The organism is Streptomyces manipurensis (genome assembly GCF_049570255.1).
GTDB lineage: Bacteria > Actinomycetota > Actinomycetes > Streptomycetales > Streptomycetaceae > Streptomyces > Streptomyces manipurensis.
The window spans coordinates 1,454,137-1,469,612 of sequence record NZ_CP186950.1 but is presented as its reverse complement, the minus strand read 5'-3'; the positions used below and the strand labels follow the sequence as shown (position 1 = coordinate 1,469,612).

The following is a 15,476-nucleotide window of genomic DNA, read 5'->3' as shown; positions in this document are numbered from 1 at the left end:
GACCGCATGGCCGGCACCGACGTGTTCCCCGCGGGGCTCGCCCGCCGCTACCGGCCCCTCGACGTCCTCGGCCGGGGCGGCATGGGCGTGGTGTTCGAGGCGGAGGACACCCGGCTGCGCCGCCGGGTGGCCGTGAAGGTGCTGTCGAGCTCCGGTCCGGGCCTCTCGCGCGAGATGCAGCGGCGCTTCGTGGCCGAGGCCATCGCGCTGGCCCGGATCAGCCATCCCGGAGTGGTCGTCATCCACGACTCCGGCGTGGACACCGGCAGCGGCACCCCGTTCCTGGTGATGGAGCTGCTGGAGGGGGAGGACCTCGCGGTCCTCGGCGCGGGGCGGCCGCTGCCGACGCCCGCCGCCTGTCGGATCGCCGTCGACATGCTCGAAGCCCTCGAAGAGGCCCACCGCAGCGGAGTCCTGCACCGGGACGTCAAGCCCGGCAACGTCCGGGTCCGTGCGGACGGCCGGGTCGTCCTCTACGACTTCGGCCTGGCGCTGGTCACCGAGGAACCGCGGATCACCACCGCGGCCGGCCACCGGCTGCTGGGCACCGCCCAGTACATGGCCCCCGAACGCATCCGCGGCCTGGCCCCCTCGGGCGCGACCGACCTCTACGGGGTCGGCGCCTGCCTGCACTTCATGCTGACCGGGAGCCCGCCCTTCGGGGACGTGCCCGTGGACCTCGGGGTGCTCGTGCTGCGGGCCGCCGACGGACTGCCCTCGCTGCGGGACGTGCGGCCCCCCTTCCCCCGGGCCCTGGTGGAGGTCCTGGACGCGCTCGGCGCGGCAGAGCAGCAGGACCGGCCGGCGGCCGCCGGGCAGGCGGCGGACCTGCTGCGGCCCTGGGCACGCGGAGGGGAGGAGCAGGTCGCCGAGCTGGTCGGCCGGCACCTCGCGCGGCGGACCCTGGGCAGCCCCCGCCCCGAACCGCGCGAGCGGCCCCCCGAGGCCTCCGGCCCGGTCTTCCTCGACGCGGCGGCCCACGTCGCCTGGCACGCGGTCGACACCACGACCGGCGACCCGGTCCTGGAGCCCGCCCCGGCGCCGGTACGGCTGCCCGGCCCGGACCGGGAGCCGCTCACGCGCCCCGTGCCCGTCCCAGAGCCGCAGATCCCGGCGGAGGAGGACGCAGCGTACGAGGACGCCGCGGAGGAGCAGGACGCGGAGGATCTCCCGGAGACCGACGCACGGCCGGCCCCCACGTCCCCGGACCAGGCCCAGGAAGGCCCGCAGCAGCCCACCCTGAGCGAGGTCACCCGGCGCCTCGTGCACAGCCGGATGACCGAGCGCACCGCGCTCTCGCGCCAGCGCGAGGCCGTCGGCCTGATCCTGCGCGGCGACATCCACGCGGCGGCCCAGCTCCTCGACGGGGTCACCCCCCTCTGCCACGAATCACTGGGTGCGGGCCATCCCACCACCCTCGCCTGCCAGTACTGGCAGGCTGTCTGCATGGCCCGGCTCGGCGAGGCGGCGAAGGCACTGGAGCTCTTCGCGCGGGTCAGCGCACACCACGCGGACGGAAGGGACGGAACGGATGACTGAGTACGCCTTACGGGTGGACGCGCCCGGAGGGGGCGGCGACGCCGAGGACGAACTGCGTTCGCTGCTGCGCTGGCTGAACGCCGACGAATCCCTCGGCCGGGACCTGCGCGGCACCCTCGCCGCCGACCCGGAGCCGCCCGCCTCCGGCACCCCGACCTCCGGCACCCTCATGGGCACCGGCCTGGACCTCGTCCAACTGGTCGTGGGCTCCGGTCTGTCCACCGGGTCGCTGGTCTTCTCCGTGCTCCAGTGGCAGGCCTCGCGCCGCCCGGCGCCCTCCCTCACCGTCAGCCGCGGCGGCTACGAGGTCAGACTCACGGGCGAGGCCGCCGACGACCCCGAAGCCCTGCGCCGCATCGTCGCCCTGCTGGAACCGTCCCCGGAGGGCGGGGACGATGACGGGACTGCCTGACCCGTCCACCTCCCGCGCGGTGCTCATCGGCACCGCCGGATACCGCCACCTCGCGGCGCTCCCGGCGGTGGAGGCCAACGTGAAGGACCTCGCCGCCGAACTGTGCGACGCCACCATCTGGGGACTCCCCGGCCAGCACTGCACGACGGTGCTCGACCCCCAGCACCCGGCCGAGCTGCTCGACCCGGTGCACCGCGCCGGGGAGGAGGCCACCGACACCCTCCTCGTCTACTTCGCGGGTCACGGGATGCGCGACACGGCCACCGACGACCTGTACCTCGCGCTCCAGGGCTCCCGCCAGAACATCGGCTACACGGCCGTCGCCTACCAACAGGTACGGTCCGCCCTGCGTGACTCCCGGGCCCAGCGCAAGGTGGTCGTCCTCGACTGCTGCTTCAGCGGCCGGGCCGCCCGTACCCTCGGGCCCGAGGAGGAGGCCTTCGCCGAGCAGGCCGCGGTCGAAGGGGCCTACGTCCTCACCGCGTCCCCGCGCGACCGGGCCGCGCTGGCCCCCGACGGCGAACGCCACACCGCGTTCACGGGGGAACTGCTCAGGATCCTGCGCGACGGGGTCCACGACGGGCCCGAACTCCTCGACCTGGACACCCTGTGCCGCACGATGGAGGCCCGGCTGCGCAGCAAGAACCGGCCGCTCCCGCAGAGCGCCCAGGAACGCGGCATGGGACGGCTGCGCCTCGTCCGCAACCGGGCGCGCGCCGTCGCCGGCACCCCGGCCGGCCCCGTCCTGGACGCCGACGTCCGCGCCGCCATGGTCGCCGCGGGCATCGGGCTGGCCCGCTCCCTGCGCGCCGCGGGCCGCAGCGGCGACGCCCTGCCCGTCCTGCGCCTGGCCCTCCAGGAGCGGGCGCCCGACGGCGAGGGCGACCTGCTCGCCGTACAGCTGGAACTCTCCGAGATGCTGGAGGAGACCGGGCGCACCCGGGAGGCGATCGAGGTGCTGGAGCAGGCCTTCCACCAGGTGCACCGCTTCTACGGCCCCGAGTCGGTGCAGGTGTGCCGGCGGCTGGCCGGGCTGCTCCAGGAGTCCGGCAACCACATCGAGGCCTGCGTGGTCCTCGAACACGCCCTGGACCTGCTGGAGGACGGCAGCCGCGCGCCGCTGTGACCCCCCGCCGGCCCGGCCCGCACGCACGAGGGCCCCGGTACGGATCCTCGGATCCGTACCGGGGCCCTCGCCCGCTGCGGGGCGGCGGACCGGAAACGGTCAGCCGCCGAACTCCTCCAGGCCCTTCAGCGCCTGGTCCAGCAGGGCCTGGCGGCCCTCCAGTTCCCGGGACAGCTTGTCGGCCTTCGCGTTGTTGCCGGCCGCGCGCGCCGCGTCGATCTGCTCACGCAGCTTGTCCACGGCGGCCTGGAGCTGACCCGTCAGACCGGCCGCGCGAGCCCGCGCCTCCGGGTTCGTACGGCGCCACTCGCCCTCCTCGGCCTCCTGGATGGCCCGCTCCACCGCGTGCATCCGGCCCTCGACCTTCGGCCGGGCGTCGCGCGGCACGTGGCCGATGCCCTCCCAGCGCTCGTTGAGGGAGCGGAACGCGGCGCGGGCCGCCTTCAGGTCCGTCACGGGGACGAGCTTCTCGGCCTCCTCGGCCAGCTCCTCCTTCAGCTTCAGGTTCTCGATCTGCTCGGCGTCGCGCTCCGCGAACACCTCGCTGCGGGCCGCGAAGAACACGTCCTGCGCACCGCGGAAGCGGTTCCACAGGTCGTCCTCGGCGTCGCGCTGCGCCCGCCCGGCCGCCTTCCAGTCCGCCATCAGCTCGCGGTAGCGGGCGGCCGTCGGACCCCAGTCGGTCGACTTCGACAGCGACTCGGCCTCGGCGACCAGCTTCTCCTTCACCTTGCGGGCGTCCTCGCGCTGCGCGTCCAGCGAGGCGAAGTGCGCCTTGCGGCGCTTGGAGAAGGCGGAACGCGCGTGCGAGAACCGGTGCCACAGCTCGTCGTCGGACTTGCGGTCCAGCCGGGGCAGGCCCTTCCAGATGTCCACCAGGGCGCGCAGCCGCTCCCCGGCACTGCGCCACTGGTCGCTCTGGGCCAGCTGCTCGGCCTCGGTGACCAGGGCCTCCTTGGCCGCCCGGGCCTCGTCGGCCTGCTTGGCCTTCTGGACCTTGCGCTCCTCGCGCCGGGACTCCACCGTCGCGACCAGCTTGTCCAGCCGCACGCGCAGAGCGTCCAGGTCGCCCACGGCGTGGTGCTCGTCCACCTGCGTCCGCAGGTGGTCGATGGCCGTCTGGGCGTCCTTGGCGGACAGATCAGTGGTCCGCACCCGCTTTTCGAGGAGGCCGATCTCGACCACCAGGCCCTCGTACTTGCGCTCGAAGTAGGCCAGGGCCTCCTCGGGGGTGCCGGCCTGCCACGAACCGACGACCTGCTCGCCATCGGAAGTACGCACGTACACGGTGCCCGTCTCGTCGACTCGGCCCCACGGGTCGCTGCTCACAGCGCCTCCTCCACCTGATGCCTGCGAGGGGGGTTCACCCCCTGGGCATCGTCCACAGTTTCCTGGGGCGGGCATCGCCCGCCCTGCACAACGCCAACATAGGCGACCGCCGGGCCGGCTGTCCGCATCCCGCACGACGCAATAATCGGCGTGCGGGACGCGGGCCGGCACCGGGGCCGCCGCGAGCCGGTCAGCTCTGGGTGACCGTGCCCTTCTCGATCTTGACCTCGTTCTTGGGCGCACCGTCCTGGCCGCCGTCGACCGTACCGGCCTTCGCGATCTCCTCGAGGACCTTCATGCCCGCCGCGTCGATCTTGCCGAACGGCGTGTACGTCGGGGTCAGCGGGCTGTCCTTGTACACGAGGAAGAACTGGCTGCCGCCCGAGCCGGGCTGGCCGGTGTTGGCCATCGCCACCGTGCCGGCCGGGTAGACGACCTGGCCCTGCTCGTTGGGCTTGCCCAGGGAGTCGAGGTTCTCGTCCGGGATGGTGTAGCCCGGACCGCCGGTGCCGGTGCCCTGGGGGTCGCCGCACTGGAGCACGAAGATGCCGCCGGCCGTCAGGCGGTGGCACTTGGTGTTGTCGAAGTAGCCCTTGTCGGCCAGCGCCTTGAAGGAGTTCACGGTCTGCGGGGTCTTCGCCGCGTCCATCGTGAAGCTGATGTCACCCGCGCTGGTCTTCAGCCCGAAGGTGTACTTCGCCTTCTGGTCGATCGCCATCTCCGGCGAGGGGGACTGCTTGGGCTCCGGCGGGGTCGCCGACGCCGACGGGTCGGCCGCCGTGTCCTTGGTGTCCTTGTCCGAGTCGAAGACGCCGCCCACGACCAGGCCCACCAGCACGGCGACCACCACGGCCACCGCCGCGCCGATCACCGCCGTCCGCTGTCGGCTCTTCTTCCGGGCCTCGGCGCGGCGCTTCTGCTGGCGCTCGAACTTCTCCCTGGCGAGCTGTCGCCGCCGCTGATCGCTCGTGACCACCGGGTCGTCTCCTTGTACGTGTCTGCTACTGCTGTCCGGGCTGGGATAGGCCGTACCGTATATGGGTTCGCTGTGTAATGAGGGGCGCCGGTAGGCTCTGATCAGCAGATTCCGACCTGCTGCCTCCCCACCGGACGACGATTGAGGACGAACGTGCTGATTGCCGGGTTCCCCGCAGGCGCCTGGGGCACCAACTGCTACGTGGTCGCCCCCGCCGCCGGCGAGGAGTGCGTCATCATCGACCCGGGCCACCAGGCCGCCCAGGGCGTCGAGGAGACGCTGAGGAAGCACCGGCTCAAGCCCGTCGCGGTCGTGCTGACCCACGGCCACATCGATCATGTGGCCTCGGTGGTCCCGGTGTGCGGAGCACACGACGTTCCCGCCTGGATCCACCCCGAGGACCGCTACATGATGAGCGACCCGGAGAAGGCCCTCGGCCGCTCCATCGGCATGCCGCTCATGGGCGAGCTGACCGTGGGCGAGCCGGACGACGTCCGCGAGCTGACCGACGGCGCCGCCCTGAAACTGGCCGGAATGGACTTCTCCGTCGCGCACGCGCCCGGGCATACCAAGGGGTCGGTGACCTTCCGGATGCCCGAGCTGGCCGACATCCCGCCGGTCTTCTTCTCGGGCGACCTGCTCTTCGCCGGCTCCATCGGACGAACCGACCTGCCCGGCGGCTCCCACGCCGAGATGCTCGAGTCGCTGGCCCGTGTGTGCCTGCCGCTCGACGACTCGACCGTGGTGCTGTCCGGCCACGGTCCCCAGACCACCATCGGCCGCGAGCGCGCGACCAACCCGTACCTGCGGGAAGTCGCCGCCGGCCTGGCAGCGGACCCGACCGCCGCTCCACGACGAGGAATGTGACGAGAGTTTCGTGGCTACTTTCAAGGCCCCCAAGGGCACGTACGACCTGATCCCGCCGGTCTCCGTGAAGTACCTGGCGGTGCGCGAGGCCATCTCCGCGCCCCTGCGCAACTCCGGCTACGGCTACATCGAGACCCCCGGCTTCGAGGACGTCGGCCTCTTCGCCCGCGGCGTGGGCGAGTCCACCGACATCGTCTCCAAGGAGATGTACGCCTTCGAGACCAAGGGCGGCGACCAGCTGGCCCTGCGCCCCGAGGGCACCGCCTCCGTGCTGCGCGCGGCCCTGGAGGCCAGTCTGCACAAGCAGGGCAACCTGCCCGTCAAGCTCTGGTACTCCGGCTCCTACTACCGCTACGAGCGTCCGCAGAAGGGCCGCTACCGCCACTTCTCGCAGGTGGGCGCCGAGGCCATCGGAGCCGAGGACCCGGCGCTGGACGCCGAGCTGATCATCCTGGCCGACCAGGCCTACCGCTCGCTCGGCCTGCGCAACTTCCGGATCCTGCTGAACTCGCTCGGCGACAAGGAGTGCCGCCCGGTGTACCGGGAGGCGCTGCAGGGCTTCCTGGGCGGCCTCGACCTGGACGAGGAGACCGTCCGCCGGGCCGAGATCAACCCGCTGCGCGTCCTGGACGACAAGCGGCCCGACGTGCAGAAGCAGCTCGTCGGCGCACCGGTCCTGCGCGACTACCTGTGCGACGCGTGCAAGGCGTACCACGAGGAGGTGCGGGCGCTGATCACGGCGGCCGGGGTGGCCTTCGAGGACGACGAGAAGCTGGTGCGCGGGCTCGACTACTACACCCGCACCACCTTCGAGTTCGTGCACGACGGTCTCGGCTCGCAGTCCGCGGTGGGCGGCGGCGGCCGCTACGACGGCCTGTCCGAGATGATCGGCGGACCGGCGCTGCCGTCGGTGGGCTGGGCGCTGGGCGTGGACCGCACGGTGCTGGCCCTGGAAGCGGAGGGGGTCGAGCTCGACATCCCGGCGGCCACGTCCGTGTTCGCGGTGGCGCTGGGCGAGGAGGCCCGCCGGGTGCTCTTCGGCAAGGTCACCGAGCTCCGCAGGGCGGGCGTCGCGGCCGACTTCTCCTTCGGCGGCAAGGGCCTCAAGGGCGCGATGAAGGACGCGAACCGCTCCGGAGCCCGCTTCGCGGTGGTCGCCGGCGAGCGCGACCTGGCCGAGGGCCTGGTCCAGCTCAAGGACATGGAGTCCGGGGAGCAGTCCCCGGTGGCCGTGGCCGACCTGGTCGAGACCGTCAGGGCCCGTCTGGCCTGAGGCTCCCCGCGAGCCGCCCGCCGGGGCGGGGCACCGGACAGCCGAGCGGTCCGGTGCCCCGCCCCGGCTCTTTATGTGCGCCGAACGGTGGACGCACAGGCAGGTACGGCACAATGTTCCCTGCTTGATCACCTGGCAGATGCGGAGCGGGCGGCATGACGACACGGGACACTGACGCGGACACCGCCCGGGGGACGACCTTCGGCGCGAGCAGGGCACTGGCCCTGCTGCTGGTCATCACCGGAGCCGCGGGACTGCTCGCCGCCTGGGTGATCACCATCGACAAGTTCAAGCTGCTGGAGGACCCGAACTTCACGCCGGGCTGCAGCCTGAACCCGGTGGTCTCCTGCGGCAACATCATGAAGAGCGACCAGGCGGCCGTCTTCGGCTTCCCGAACCCCATGCTCGGCCTGGTCGCCTACGGGATCGTCGTCTGCGTCGGCATGAGCATCCTGGCCGGTGCCCGCTTCCGCCCCTGGTACTGGCTCACCCTCAACGCCGGAACCCTCTTCGGCGTGGTCTTCTGCGCCTGGCTCACCTACCAGTCGCTCTACAACATCAACGCGCTCTGCCTGTGGTGCTGCCTGGCCTGGGTCGCCACGATCCTGATGTTCTGGTACGTCACCTCGCACAACGTCCGCGCGGGCATCCTGCCGGCGCCGTCCTGGCTCAGGTCCTTCTTCGAGGAGTTCACCTGGGTCCTGCCGGCCCTGCACATCGGGATCATCGGCATGCTGATCCTGACCCGCTGGTGGGACTTCTGGACCTCCTGACCCGCACCGGCGGCCGAGCACACCCTGTCAGTGAGCTCGCTTAGGCTTCCGTTGTGGAACCAGACCTGTTCACCGCCGCTGCCGAAGACCGCCAGGAGAAGGACCCGGCGAGCTCCCCGCTCGCCGTCCGGATGCGCCCGCGCACCCTGGACGAGGTCGTCGGCCAGCAGCACCTGCTGAAGCCCGGATCGCCGCTGCGGCGGCTGGTCGGGGAGGGGGCGGGCGGTCCCGCCGGGGCCTCCTCGGTGATCCTCTGGGGCCCGCCCGGCATCGGCAAGACCACCCTGGCCTACGTGGTCAGCCAGGCCACGCAGAAGCGCTTCGTGGAGCTGTCCGCCATCACCGCGGGCGTCAAGGAGGTCCGCGCGGTGATCGAGGGCGCGCGGCGCGCCGCCGGCGGGTACGGCAAGGAGACCGTCCTCTTCCTGGACGAGATCCACCGCTTCAGCAAGGCCCAGCAGGACTCCCTGCTGCCCGCCGTCGAGAACCGCTGGGTGACGCTGATCGCGGCCACCACGGAGAATCCGTACTTCTCCGTCATCTCGCCGCTGCTCTCCCGCTCCCTCCTGCTGACGCTGGAGCCGCTGACGGACGCGGACCTCAGCGCCCTGATGGGACGTGCCCTCACCGAGGAGCGCGGCCTGGGCGGGGCGGTCACCCTCCCGCCGGACGCCGAGGCGCACCTGCTGCGGATCGCCGGCGGCGACGCCCGGCGGGCCCTGACGGCGCTGGAGGCCGGGGCCGGCGCGGCCATCGCCAAGGGCGAGGACGAGATCACCCTCCTCACGCTGGAGGAGGCCGTCGACCGCGCGGCCGTCCGCTACGACAAGGACGGCGACCAGCACTACGACGTGGCGAGCGCCCTGATCAAGTCGATCCGCGGCTCCGACGTGGACGCCGCGCTGCACTACCTGGCACGGATGATCGAGGCGGGCGAGGACCCCCGGTTCATCGCCCGCCGCCTGATGATCTCCGCCAGCGAGGACATCGGCCTCGCGGACCCGACGGCCCTGCCGATCGCGGTGGCCGCGGCCCAGGCGGTGGCGATGATCGGGTTCCCCGAGGCCGCGCTGACCCTCTCGCACGCGACGATCGCCCTCGCCCTGGCCCCCAAGTCGAACACCGCCACGACCGCGATCGGCGCGGCGCTGGCCGACGTACGGGCCGGCCTGGCCGGAGCGGTCCCGACGCACCTGCGGGACGGCCACTACAAGGGCGCGGCCAAGCTGGGCCACGCGGCCGGGTACGTCTACCCGCACGACGTGCCCGGCGCGATCGCCGCCCAGCAGTACGCACCGGACGAGATCCACGGCAAGCGGTACTACGAGCCCACCCGCTACGGCGCGGAGGCCCGCTACGCGGACGTGGTGGAGAAGGTCCGCGAGCGCCTGCGGGGCACCGAACGCGGCTGAGGGCGGCCCCACGAAGGGCGCCCCGGCCGCGACACTAGGCTGTCCGGGTGACCAAGGACCTCCCCACCTGCGCCTGCTGCGGCGACGCCCTCGCCGACGGGCGCCGCATCGACTTCGGCTTCGACCTGCCCGACGCCGCCCTCGGGGTGCCGGAGGAGTCCCTCCACCGGCTCGGCGTGCGCGCCCTGCTCCGGGTGGACGGGGTCGGCTCCTTCATCCGCTGCCTGCTGCCCGTCCGGCTGAGCCACGACACCGAGCTGGTCCTCGGGGCCTGGGTGGAGGTGGACGACGCCACCCTGCGGCGCGCCCACGAGCTGTGGGAGCAGCCGGGCTACGCCGAGCTCGCCGTCGAGGGCACCTTCGCCAACCGGGTCCAGCCCTGGGGCGACGACCTGCTCGGCGCCCCGGTCACCGCGAAGGTCGCCGACCCGGAGGAACTGCCCTGCGTCGTGGAGGTGCGCCACCCGGTGGCCGCCCGGATCCTGACCCGGACCTGGGACCGCGACCACGTCCTCAGCCGCTTCCCGTCCCCGCTGCCGGTGGACGTCCGCACCGACCTCGGCGGCCGCTGGTCGGTCCTGCGCACCGCCGGTCTCAGCGCCTCCTTCGCCGACGGGGCGGACCACTTCACCGCCGAGGACCGCAGCGCCTCCGTGAGCCTGATGCGGGACGACGTCCCCGGCCGCGCCCCCGCCGACTTCCTCACGGAGCTGCTGGCCGGCGCCCCCGACACCCGGCCCGCGCAGCGCGTCCGCGAACCGCTGGGCGGGGGAGTGCGGTACGCGTTCTGGCTGACCCCGCAGGACAACGGCCGCCCGCGGCACGAGTTCTACGGGATGGCGGTCACCCCCGGAATCGCCGCCGGGCTCTTCTGCTCCTTCGAGGACCCCGCCGACCTGGCCTGGGCCCAGCGGATCTGGCGCTCGCTCGACCACGCCGTGAACACCCTCTAGCCCTCCTCCGCCCCGGCGTGCCCGCCGGGGCGCGGGACGGGGACGTCCTAGGCTCCCGGCATGGGTCCGTCCCGGCCGCTCGCCGCCGTCCTCGCCCTCGTCCTCGCCGGTCCCGCGGCGGCCGGCTGCCATCACCGGGACACCCCGGCGGCCAGGGCCGGCGCGGCCGCGACGGTGGCGCGGGTGCCGCTCGCGGGGCCCGGATTCCCGCCCGGCGCGGCCACGGCGAAGGCCCTGCTGGCCGGACTGAGGGTCGAGTGGGGCAGGAACTGGCAGACCTACCGGCGGGAGGAGTTCGGCCGGTACTGGTCGGACGACACCGACGCCGTCGGCGGGCGCAACGGCTGCGACACCCGCGACGACGTGCTGCGCCGGGACCTGGACGAGCTGCGCGAGGGGGACCGGAACCCGTGCGTCGTGCTCTCCGGGGTGCTGGACGACCCGTACACCGGCAAACGGCTCGCCTACACCTACCGGCGTGCGTCGCAGATCCAGACCGACCACGTGGTCGCGCTCGGCGCGGCCTGGCGGGCCGGGGCGTACGCGTGGACCGCGCAGCGCAGGCTGGAGTACGCCAACGACCTGGACGTCCTGCTCGCCGTGGACAAGCAGACCAACCAGGACAAGGGCAGCCGGACCGCCGACAAGTGGAAGCCGCCCCGGCGCGCGTACTGGTGCGAGTACGCGCGCCGCTACACCGGCATCAAGGCCCGGTACGGCCTGTCCGTGACCCCGCCGGAGAAGACCGCCCTCCAGGACATGCTCGCCACCTGCCCTCAGTGAGAGGCGGCGGCGAAGAGGGTGCGCATCGCCCGGCGCAGGCCGCAGATGTCGGCCACGGGCTCGGGGAAGTCGAAGCGGGCGTCGAAGGACCCGGCGGCCCCGCCCGAGAAGCGGACCCGCAGGCCCAGCCGGTCCAGGGAGAGCGGCACGGCGCTCATCCCCCGGGCCTCGCGGGCCCCGAGGAGGCCGCACAGCTCGCCGATCCGGTCGCCGTGGGCGGCGTGCAGGTGCTGGAGGAGTTCCGCCTCGTGCGGGGAGACCGGGTCGGGCTCGGCGGCGGCCAGGTCGTCCGGTTCCACCTGCTCGGCGCCCCACAGGTCGTCCACGGAGATCTCCCCGACCTCCAGGCGCAGCATCATCCAGGCCGGCCGCCCGCCGCCCCGCCGGAGATCGGCGGGGGAGTCGAGGGATTCGCCGAGGCCCAGCAGCTCGCCCACCGGCTGGCGCTCCGCGAGCAGGGCGGCGCACACGGGCCGGTCGTCCCCGCGGACGGGGGTCAGCCACCCCGCGAGCCAGGCGCGGCCTCGGATACGATGGGGCACGGACACCGGCGCCACGTCCGTGATCTCGATCACGGCGGTGAGGTCGTCGTCCTGGGCGTGAGCGGCTGCCCTGGCAGCCGCGGATTCCCCGGAAACAAGGAGAATCACGTCCCCGTCCGGGGTGACGGTCCGAGCGACCGGCATCCCTGTCCCGAACTCATCGGAGCCGTGACTGTCACGAGCACCGATGACCGTGAGGGATACTGAGGCGTTGGACTCTACGAGGGTTCGTACGCGTTCGGCTCCGGTGAGCTGCCGAACGCCTTCCCTGGGACGCGGCTGACCTTGCTTATCGTCGGCGCAAGCGGATTCTGTTTCGTTGGAATCCGAACTGCGTTGCGCACTGGGCAGGGGGATCCCATGTGGTCGAGACATTACGTCCTCCTCGCTAAGGTAAGCCTCACCTAACTTACATGGAGGTAGGTTCCCCGTGAACCAGAAGCGACCCAAGGTCAAGAAGTCTCGTGCCCTCGGCATCGCCCTGACGCCGAAGGCCGTCAAGTACTTCGAGGCCCGCCCCTACCCGCCGGGCGAGCACGGCCGTGGCCGCAAGCAGAACTCGGACTACAAGGTCCGTCTGCTCGAGAAGCAGCGTCTGCGCGCTCAGTACGACATCTCCGAGCGCCAGATGGCCCGCGCCTACGACCGCGCCAAGAAGGCCGAGGGCAAGACGGGCGAGGCGCTGGTCGTCGAGCTCGAGCGTCGTCTCGACGCCCTGGTCCTGCGTTCGGGCATCGCCCGCACGATCTACCAGGCCCGCCAGATGGTCGTTCACGGCCACATCGAGGTCAACGGCGCCAAGGTCGACAAGCCGTCGTTCCGTGTCCGCCCGGACGACGTCATCACCGTGCGCGAGCGCAGCCGCGAGAAGGTTCCGTTCCAGGTCGCCCGTGAGGGTGGCTACGCAGGCGAGGGCGAGACCCCCCGTTACCTGCAGGTCAACCTGAAGGCCCTGGCCTTCCGCCTGGACCGCGACCCGAACCGCAAGGAAATCCCGGTCATCTGCGACGAGCAGCTCGTCGTCGAGTACTACGCCCGCTGACGCAGGCGCGGTCTCACCGACCGTCGGCCCGCCGTCCCCTCCGGGGGGCGGCGGGCTTTCCCGTTCCCGGGGAGCGTCCGCTACGGCTCACGGCTCACGGCTCACGGCTGGTCCGCGGCCGCCGGACGGCGCGCGGCCCGGGACCCGCGCGCGCCGCCCCGGAGCACCGGCCGCTGCACGGGCCCCGCACCACCGCGGCCGTCGCGTCCGAACCGGGCCCGCCCGACCAGGGCCTCCCGGCTCAGCTCCCGCCCCTCCGCCGCGTACGCCTCGTAGCACTGCGCGCCCAGCAGCTCGCCCGCCCGCTCCCGGCACATCAGCCGCGGGGCGTTGAAGTAGCCCGAGCCGAAGAGCTGCAGGCCCACCCCGCCCCACATCCGCTCGGCCGCGCCCTGGAGCACCGCGGCCTCGGCCGGATCCCCCTCCGCGACCGTCACCAGCGCCAGCAGCTCCAGGGCCAGCACCAGCCCGACCAGGTCGTGGAACGCGTGGTTGATCTCCACGCACTCCGTCAGCAGCCGCCGGGCCTCCACCGCGTCGCCCGCGTCGAGTGCCGCGTAGGCGAGGACGTACAGCGCGTACGCCTTCGTCCAGCGCTCGCCCCGCTCCTCGCAGACCTCCCGCACCTCCCCGCACAGCGCGAGCGCTCCCGGCAGGTCCCCCAGGAAGGCCAGCGCCATCGCCAGCTCCACCTGGCACATCAGCACGTTGCTGTTCAGCTCGCCCGCCGCCCGGTACCGCTCCAGCCCCGCCCCCAGCAGCTCCCGAGCCCGCTCCATGTCGTCCGAGACCAGGGCAAGGCACCCCAGCCGGTGCACGGCGTAGGCCGCCGCGACCGCGTTGCCGCTGCGCGCCGCCGCGTCCTGGCACTCGTACAGGGCGCTCATCGACGCCGTCGCGTCCCCCTGCAGCGCCGCCACGTAGCCCAGCACCCACAGCGCCTTCAGCCGCGAGCCCTCGTACTCGCCCGCCGCCCGCCCGCCGGCCTCCAGCGTCCGGTCCAGCCAGTGCCGGCCCTCGGTCAGCCGCCCGCAGCCCGCCCAGGAGAACCACAGCGTGCCCGCCAGGTACTGGCCCAGGTGCGCCTCGTCCGGCTCGTCCAGGCAGCACTCCAGGGCCAGCCGGAGGTTCGCCAGCTCCACCTCCACCAGGGCGGCCACCTCGTGCTGGCGCGGACTGAACCAGTCCAGCTCGCACCAGGTCGCCAGCCCCACGTACCAGTCCCGGTGGCGCCGTCGCAGCCGGACGGCGTCACCCGTGGACTCCAGCCATCCCGCCCCGTACGCCCGTACGGTCTCCAGCATCCGGAAGCGCACCCCGGCGGGCGTGTCCTCCCGTACCAGCAGCGACTGCGCGAGCAGTTCCCCCACCAGGTCCAGCACGTCCGCCACCGGCAGGTCCGGACCCGCGCACACGTACTCGGCCGCGTCGAGGTCGAAGCGGCCGGCGAACACCGACAGCCGCGCCCACAGCAGGCGCTCCGCCGGAGTGCACAGCTCGTGGCTCCAGCCGATCGCCGTCCGCAGCGCCCGGTGCCGGGGGAGTCCGCCGCGCACACCGCCGGTCAGCAGGGTGAACCGGTCCTCCAGCCGGTCCAGCAGCTGCGCCGGGGACAGCGTGCCCAGCCGGCCCGCCGCCAGCTCCAGGGCCAGCGGGATCCCGTCGAGCCGGGCGCACAGCTCCAGCAGTTCGCCCCGGTCGGCCGGGGACGCGGCGGACCCCGGGCCGTGCGCCGCGGCCCGGGCCGTCAGCAGTTCGAGGGCCTCCTCCGGGGCCAGCGGGGCCAGCGGCAGGACGGCCTCCCCGTCCACGGACAGCGGCCGCCGGCCGGCCGCGAGCACCCGCAGCCCGGGGGAGTGCCGCAGCAGGTCCCGGACCAGCTCCGCGGTCTCCTCCACCAGCTGCTCGAAACCGTCCAGGACCAGCAGCAGGGTCCGCCCGGCCAGGTGCTCGGCCAGCACCGTCCGCGGCGGCCGCGTGGTGTGGTCGGTCAGGCCGAGCGCCTCGGCGACGGTCACCTCCAGCAGCTCCGGATCCCGTACGGAGTCCAGCTCGGCAAGCCGGACGCCGTCGTGCGGGAGCCCGGGCGGCACCCCCGGCCCGGCCGCCCCCGGCCCGGCGGCGGCCCGGGCCGCCGCGAGCACCAGCCGGGACTTGCCGACCCCGCCCACACCGGTCACCGTCACCAGCCGTGAGCACGCCAGCAGCCGCTCCAGCTCGGCCAGTTCGGCACCCCGGCCGACGAAGCCGCTCAGGTCGGAGGGAAGATTGCCCCCGGCAGAGCCTCGTAGGGGTCTGTGTCGCATGGGACACGGAGCGTACTGGTACGGGTGCGCTGCGTCCAAGGCGATGGCGCCCGTCCCCGAATTGGGGTACAGGCCGGGATCTCCGGCGCGATAGGGTCGGACAAGGAATCTTCGAGCAGTCCAGGCAGCAGTCCGGGTCCAGA

14 protein-coding genes are annotated in these 15,476 nt (G+C 73.2%); 10 read left to right on the top strand and 4 right to left on the bottom strand.

Going from position 1 to position 15,476, the window contains the following annotated elements; all coding sequences use genetic code 11:
* Positions 1-6: 6 nt before the first annotated feature.
* From ACPU2J_RS06735 to ACPU2J_RS06725, 3 genes are read left to right on the top strand one after another with little or no spacing between them, the layout of a single operon-like run.
* Positions 7-1,539 carry a protein kinase domain-containing protein gene (locus ACPU2J_RS06735; protein ID WP_423832950.1) on the top strand — a complete coding sequence of 511 codons (1,533 nt, stop codon included), beginning with the start codon at positions 7-9 and terminating at the stop codon, positions 1,537-1,539.
* The gene (locus tag ACPU2J_RS06730; RefSeq protein WP_420081363.1) at positions 1,532-1,951 is read left to right on the top strand and encodes an effector-associated constant component EACC1; all 420 of its coding nucleotides are present in this window, start codon (positions 1,532-1,534) and stop codon (positions 1,949-1,951) included. Before ACPU2J_RS06735 ends, ACPU2J_RS06730 begins: the two co-directional genes overlap by 8 nt.
* On the top strand, positions 1,935-3,077 hold the full coding sequence (locus ACPU2J_RS06725) for a caspase, EACC1-associated type (protein ID WP_361593670.1): 1,143 nt from the start codon (positions 1,935-1,937) through the stop codon (positions 3,075-3,077). The genes ACPU2J_RS06730 and ACPU2J_RS06725 overlap by 17 nt, the downstream gene beginning before the upstream one ends.
* A gap of 99 nt (positions 3,078-3,176) precedes the next feature.
* On the opposite strand, the gene ACPU2J_RS06720 is transcribed toward ACPU2J_RS06725, so the two are convergent.
* Both ACPU2J_RS06720 and ACPU2J_RS06715 read right to left on the bottom strand, forming a co-directional pair.
* Entirely contained in the window at positions 3,177-4,406 is a 1,230-nt protein-coding gene (locus ACPU2J_RS06720; RefSeq protein WP_365136475.1) for a DUF349 domain-containing protein, read from the bottom strand.
* 190 nt (positions 4,407-4,596) lie between these two features.
* Positions 4,597-5,382: a peptidylprolyl isomerase gene (locus ACPU2J_RS06715; protein WP_420081364.1), complete on the bottom strand. Its 786-nt coding sequence runs from the start codon at positions 5,380-5,382 to the stop codon at positions 4,597-4,599.
* Positions 5,383-5,535: 153 nt separating this feature from the next.
* Between ACPU2J_RS06715 and ACPU2J_RS06710 the strand changes: the two genes are divergently transcribed.
* The 6 genes from ACPU2J_RS06710 to ACPU2J_RS06685 all read left to right on the top strand — a co-directional run bounded on the left by ACPU2J_RS06710 (position 5,536) and on the right by ACPU2J_RS06685 (position 11,443).
* Positions 5,536-6,249: an MBL fold metallo-hydrolase gene (locus tag ACPU2J_RS06710; protein WP_361593675.1), complete on the top strand. Its 714-nt coding sequence runs from the start codon at positions 5,536-5,538 to the stop codon at positions 6,247-6,249.
* Between the two features lie 10 nt (positions 6,250-6,259).
* Complete coding sequence (gene hisS / locus ACPU2J_RS06705; RefSeq protein WP_420081365.1) at positions 6,260-7,522, top strand: histidine--tRNA ligase; 1,263 nt, start codon at positions 6,260-6,262, stop codon at positions 7,520-7,522.
* A gap of 155 nt (positions 7,523-7,677) precedes the next feature.
* Positions 7,678-8,295: a vitamin K epoxide reductase family protein gene (locus tag ACPU2J_RS06700; RefSeq protein WP_365136471.1), complete on the top strand. Its 618-nt coding sequence runs from the start codon at positions 7,678-7,680 to the stop codon at positions 8,293-8,295.
* 53 nt (positions 8,296-8,348) lie between these two features.
* Positions 8,349-9,707: a replication-associated recombination protein A gene (locus ACPU2J_RS06695; RefSeq protein ID WP_420081366.1), complete on the top strand. Its 1,359-nt coding sequence runs from the start codon at positions 8,349-8,351 to the stop codon at positions 9,705-9,707.
* A gap of 47 nt (positions 9,708-9,754) precedes the next feature.
* The gene (locus tag ACPU2J_RS06690) at positions 9,755-10,660 is read left to right on the top strand and encodes a DUF2199 domain-containing protein (RefSeq protein ID WP_423832949.1); all 906 of its coding nucleotides are present in this window, start codon (positions 9,755-9,757) and stop codon (positions 10,658-10,660) included.
* 60 nt (positions 10,661-10,720) lie between these two features.
* On the top strand, positions 10,721-11,443 hold the full coding sequence (locus ACPU2J_RS06685) for an HNH endonuclease family protein (RefSeq protein WP_423832948.1): 723 nt from the start codon (positions 10,721-10,723) through the stop codon (positions 11,441-11,443).
* Here ACPU2J_RS06685 and ACPU2J_RS06680 read toward each other — a convergent pair.
* Positions 11,437-12,360, bottom strand: a complete 924-nt coding sequence (locus ACPU2J_RS06680; RefSeq protein ID WP_420081369.1) for a DUF2470 domain-containing protein — start codon at positions 12,358-12,360, stop codon at positions 11,437-11,439. The two genes, ACPU2J_RS06685 and ACPU2J_RS06680, sit on opposite strands and share 7 nt — an antisense overlap.
* 55 nt (positions 12,361-12,415) lie before the next feature.
* On the opposite strand from ACPU2J_RS06680, the gene rpsD reads away from it, so the two are divergent.
* The gene (gene rpsD / locus ACPU2J_RS06675; protein ID WP_030026606.1) at positions 12,416-13,027 is read left to right on the top strand and encodes a 30S ribosomal protein S4; all 612 of its coding nucleotides are present in this window, start codon (positions 12,416-12,418) and stop codon (positions 13,025-13,027) included.
* 101 nt (positions 13,028-13,128) lie between these two features.
* Here rpsD and ACPU2J_RS06670 read toward each other — a convergent pair whose 3' ends face one another.
* Positions 13,129-15,333 (bottom strand): ATP-binding protein, encoded by a 2,205-nt coding sequence (locus tag ACPU2J_RS06670; protein WP_423832947.1) that lies wholly within the window; start codon positions 15,331-15,333, stop codon positions 13,129-13,131.
* Positions 15,334-15,476: the final 143 nt, after the last annotated feature.